We start from the raw sequence: 4,675 nt of genomic DNA on the forward strand, positions 1-4,675 counted from the left end.
AGGCCGAACAGCAGGATGTCGTCCATGGCAAAAGCCAGGGCACGGTCATTCTCAACCAGCAGCAACGAATCATCGTGGTCTTTGCCCAGGATGAGCTGCATGTCGAGCTTTTTATCGGCGCTGTACTTGCGGATCACCTGCGCGTTGGTGGTGCCTGTCGTGCTGGCCACCGTCTTTTTGGCCAGGTCGGCGTAGTTCTTGATGCCGGATGATTTTTTGACCAGCAGGCGGGTGCCGGTGTAGAAGTGGTTGATGGCAAATGCCACATCCTTGCCGCGCGCGGTGTTGTTGGTGGTAGAGCCGCACTCGAGGTCGTAGGTGCCGTTGACCAGCAAGGGGATGCGATTTTGCGAAGTCACGGGCATGTAGGCGACTTCGAGATTCGGCTTTTTCACCTTCTTGCGAATGTCGTCAATGATGGCTTCTGTCAGTTCTGCCGAAAAACCCACCGAGGTTTTGGACCCGATCAGGTAGCTGAAAGGCACCGAAGCTTCGCGATACGACACGGTGATCTTGTTGCTGTCGGCGATCTTTTTCAGCGTCGGCACCGTTTGCGCGCCGGCGGTGGTGGCCAGGCCGGCTGTCAGCAGCACGGCGGTCATGAGGATGGTGAATTTCATGCTTGTCCTTTCGGGGGGCGGTGGGTTGGTAGTTTCGGGAAACTGGCATCGGTAGTGTAGGAACAGCCGTGCGATATGTGTCATTCATTTTCGCGGCAAACCCATGACCAAAACTCATGGTTTACCCAGAATCTCTTCTGCCACCTTCGCAGAAGGGCATAACCACACGTCATAACCCTCGCGCATTCAGCATTGTTCAAACTTGTACCCACTGCGTAAAGTGGCGCTCTTTCAGGGAACAAAGAGGCTTCTATGCATGTGTGTGTGCTCGGTGCAGGAATCGTGGGACTCGCAACCGCCTACAGCTYGCGGCGGGCCGGTCATGAGGTGACAGTGGTGGACCGCGCCAGCCCCGGCAGCGGCGCCAGCGGYGGCAACGGCGCACAACTGAGCTACTCCTACGTGCAGCCGCTGGCAGATCCCGCCATCTGGCGGCAGCTTCCCAAGCTGCTGCTGTCGCCCTCCTCCCCGTTGAAGCTGCGGCCTCGCCTGGATGTGCGCCAGTGGTTGTGGGGTGCGCAGTTTCTGGCGGCCTGCAACAGCAAGACCTCACGCAACACCACCAGCCATTTGCTGTCGCTGGCGGCGCTCAGCCGCCAGTCTTTTGACGCGATGATGGCCGAAGAAAAACTGGATTGCGATTTCTCGGCCACGGGCAAGCTGGTGCTGTACGCCAGCGATGCAGCGTTCGCTGCAGCGCGCCGGCAGATGTTGCTGCAACGTGAACTGGGCAGTACCCAGGAGGCCGTCAGCGCCGACCGCTGCGTGGAGATCGAGCCCGCGCTGAAAAACCGACACGGGCACATCGCCGGCGCCATCTACACACCGGGCGAGTGTGCTGCCGACTGCCAGAAAACCTGCGACGGCCTGTTCAACGTGCTGCGCCGYGAGGGTGTGCGCTTCCTGCTGGACACACCCGTGGAGCAGCTCGTGGTGCGCGGCGGCCTGGTTGCAGCTGTCGCGACGCCGCAAGGCCATCTCGAAGCCGACCGCTATGTGATGGCGATGGGTGCCGGGTCTGCGCGCATGGCGCGCACCCTGGGTGTGCACCTTCCCGTCTACCCGTTGAAGGGTTACAGCGTTACGGTGGACGTCGCACCTGGCGATGGCGCAGCACCGCAGGTGAGCGTGACCGACAGCGCTCGCAAGGTGGTGTTCGCCCGCATCGGTTCGCGCCTGCGCGTGGCAGGCATGGCCGAGCTTTCGGGTTACGACACCGCCGTCGACCCGGCACAGATTGCTTCGCTGAAAGCGTCGACCCAAACGGTTTTTCCAGGTTGCAGCAACTTCGAAACCCTGAGCCCCTGGGCCGGCATGCGCCCCGCCACGCCCACCGGCCTGCCGGTCATTGGCACACACGCGAAAGGCCCGGCCAACCTGTTGTTCAACACCGGCCATGGTGCGCTGGGCTTCACCCTGGCGTTCGGCTCTGCGCAACGCATCAGCCGCATGCTGGAGCACTGACCTTCAGGCTTTGCGCAGCGCGGGCGCTGAAGCGCGCTGCGTCAGGGCTTGCTGGAAGCATTTCACAAAAGACCGCACGATGACCGAGCCAGGTTTGCCTGCAGGCAACAGCGCATTGATGGGCACCGGGATCAAGGGTTCCAGTTCCAGCAGGTCCACACGCGTCAGGTCGGCGGACGCCGCTGTGCACGTGTCAATCACCGCAATGCCCAGCCCGTGGTGGGCCAGCGCCAGCGCCGAATGGTAGGTCTGCACGGTGATATGGAATTCGAGACCCACCCCTGCCTCGCGGCAGGCCTGGTTGAGGCTGCGGCCCACCGGGTCCATCACATCAAGCCCGACGACCGGTACTTTGGTGAGATCCTCAAGCGTGACACTGCCACGCTTGACGAGGCGCGCAGGCAGCATGCCCTTGGGTGCAACGCACACCATGCGGCCGTCGGCCAGGTGTTCCTGTGCCAGCGCCGAATGCGCTGCCGGGCTGAAAAGAAAACCGACATCCCCCTCCTGCAGCGCCAGTGCCGAGATAATTTGCGGCGAATGTAACGCCCGCACGGTAATCGCCACATCGGCATGCTTGACCCGAAAGAGCTTGATCGCGTGGGGCAGGATTTCGTAGCTGAGTGCCAGCACCGTCAGGATGCGGAGTTCCCTGGCGCTTTCGCCGGTTTTCAAGTTGGCCGCCAGGCGCTGCACTTCATCGAGCTGGGCAAACAGCCGCTCGATGTGCGGGTACAGCGTCAACGCTTCAGAGGTCGGCGTCAGCCGGCCCTTGCTGCGCTGGAAGAGGGCAAAACCCAGCTGCAACTCGGCATGCTGCAGGATGCGGCTGACGGCGGGCTGGGTGACATTGATCAGGCGGGCCGCTCCGCTGACGCTGCCGGTGAGCATGACCGCGTTGAAGACTTCGATGTGGCGCAGGCGCATGGGTGGTTCCGTGGTGCGTGTTCAGGCGGGGTGGTGCAGGCTCAGCACAGCAATTATCGTGCGCAGCATGTGCGGGTGATCCAGTCACGGAAAACGCCCATGGCCCCCGTCACGCGCCGGGATTTGAGCCGGGTCAGCCAGTAACTGCCGTTTTCAATTTCCAGCGGAAACGGCCTTGCCAGGCGCCCTTCCTGCAACTCCCGCACAAACAGGTTCACAGGGAGCAAGGCAACGCCGGCGCCCTGCGCGGCAGCTTCCGCCATGGTCAGGGACGAATCAAACACCGCCCCCCTGACCACCGGGCAGTCCACACCGGCCAGGGCAAACCAGCTCACCCATTCATCGGACCGGTAAGAGCGCAGCAGCACCTCACCGGCCAGATCGCCARGCTCATGAAGGCGCGACGCTGTTGCAGGTGAGCAGACGGGTGACAGCGGCGAGGGAAAAAGCAGGTCGGCTTCGGTGCCGTGCCATGCGCCGTCGCCAAAGCGTATGGCGTAGTCCAGGCCCTCGCCGGCCAGATCCACGCGGTTGTTGTTGGTGAACAACCTGAAGTCAACAAAAGGGTGTGCTTGCTGGAACGCCGCCAGGCGCGGGATCAGCCAGCCCACGGCAAAAGTGCCGACAGCCCCGACGCTCAGCACTTCCCGAAAACGGCCATCACGGAATTGCTCCAGCAACGCGCCGATGCGGCCGAACGATTCCGATAGCGCGGGCAACAGCGCCTGGCCTTCATCGGTCAGGGCAAGGCCGCGCGGAAGCCGCCGGAACAGTGGGACACCCATGCGCTCTTCCAGGTTCTTGACGTGCTGGCTGATCGCGGTTTGCGTGACGTTCAGCTCGTCGRCGGCCCGTGTAAAGCTCAGGTGGCGCGCGGACACCTCAAAGGCGCGCAAGGCGTTCAAAGGAAGATGCATCTGTTCAAGCCCAAGATTTACTTATGAGTTGCCTCGATTATTGCCGTTTGCCGGAATTGCRGCCCTTCAATATCGTTACCGCTTTCATACCAACCCGAGAGTAAAAATGATGCAGAGACGACAATTTACCGGCGCACTGGGAAGCTTCATGGCGGCAAGCATGGCTTCAGTTCATGCCCAGAATTTATGGGGCATGAGCGGCACAACGCAAACCGCTGATTCCAGTTCAGTCGCCGCGCAGCTCAAAGCCCTTGAACGGGAAAGCGGCGGCCGGCTGGGCGTTGCCATCCTCAACACCGGTACCGGCGTACAGCATGGGCACCGCGCGGCGGAACGCTTCCCCATGTGCAGCACCTTCAAGCTGCTGGCCGCTGCGCTGGTGCTGCACCGGGTAGACACCGGAAAGGAACGGCTGGACCGCCTGCTGCCTGTTGACGGCGCGGCACTGGTTTCCCATTCACCGGTCACCGGGCCAAGAGCCGGTGGCAGCATGTCGCTCGCGGAGTTGTGCGAAGCCACTATCACCGTCAGCGACAACACGGCCGCCAACCTGATGCTGGCCAGCTTCGGCGGGCCCAAGGGCCTGACCGACTACGCGCGCGCGCTCGGTGACCGCATGACACGACTGGATCGCATTGAAACCGCGCTGAATGAAGCCACGCCCGGCGATCCACGCGACACCACTACGCCTGCCGCCATGCTGGGCACCGTGCAAAAAATCGTGCTGGGCAATGCGCTGTCAGACAC

5 protein-coding genes are annotated in these 4,675 nt (G+C 62.3%); 2 read left to right on the forward strand and 3 right to left on the reverse strand.

Annotated features, from left to right (window positions below; genetic code table 11):
• Positions 1-620: transporter substrate-binding domain-containing protein (locus tag AC1D1X_RS15990; RefSeq protein WP_477698638.1), on the reverse strand; the 620-nt coding region annotated here is incomplete at its 3' end.
• A 252-nt stretch (positions 621-872) separates the two neighbouring features.
• Between AC1D1X_RS15990 and AC1D1X_RS15995 the strand changes: the two genes are divergently transcribed.
• Entirely contained in the window at positions 873-2,084 is a 1,212-nt protein-coding gene (locus AC1D1X_RS15995) for a D-amino acid dehydrogenase (RefSeq protein ID WP_477698639.1), read from the forward strand.
• 3 nt (positions 2,085-2,087) lie between these two features.
• On the opposite strand, the gene AC1D1X_RS16000 is transcribed toward AC1D1X_RS15995, so the two are convergent.
• On the reverse strand, positions 2,088-3,011 hold the full coding sequence (locus AC1D1X_RS16000) for a LysR family transcriptional regulator (protein WP_477669007.1): 924 nt from the start codon (positions 3,009-3,011) through the stop codon (positions 2,088-2,090).
• Between the two features lie 53 nt (positions 3,012-3,064).
• Positions 3,065-3,928 (reverse strand): LysR substrate-binding domain-containing protein, encoded by an 864-nt coding sequence (locus AC1D1X_RS16005; protein ID WP_477698640.1) that lies wholly within the window; start codon positions 3,926-3,928, stop codon positions 3,065-3,067.
• Positions 3,929-4,037: 109 nt separating this feature from the next.
• On the opposite strand from AC1D1X_RS16005, the gene bla reads away from it, so the two are divergent.
• Positions 4,038-4,675: class A beta-lactamase (gene bla / locus AC1D1X_RS16010; RefSeq protein ID WP_477698641.1), on the forward strand; the 638-nt coding region annotated here is incomplete at its 3' end.

Source organism: Polaromonas sp. P1_G4, assembly GCF_056405475.1.

What these genes read in the sequence shown, in the direction of transcription:
- AC1D1X_RS16000 (WP_477669007.1), bottom strand. Translation starts at nt 3,011, where the DNA reads ATGCGCCTGCGCCACATCGAAGTCTTCAACGCGGTCATGCTCACCGGC.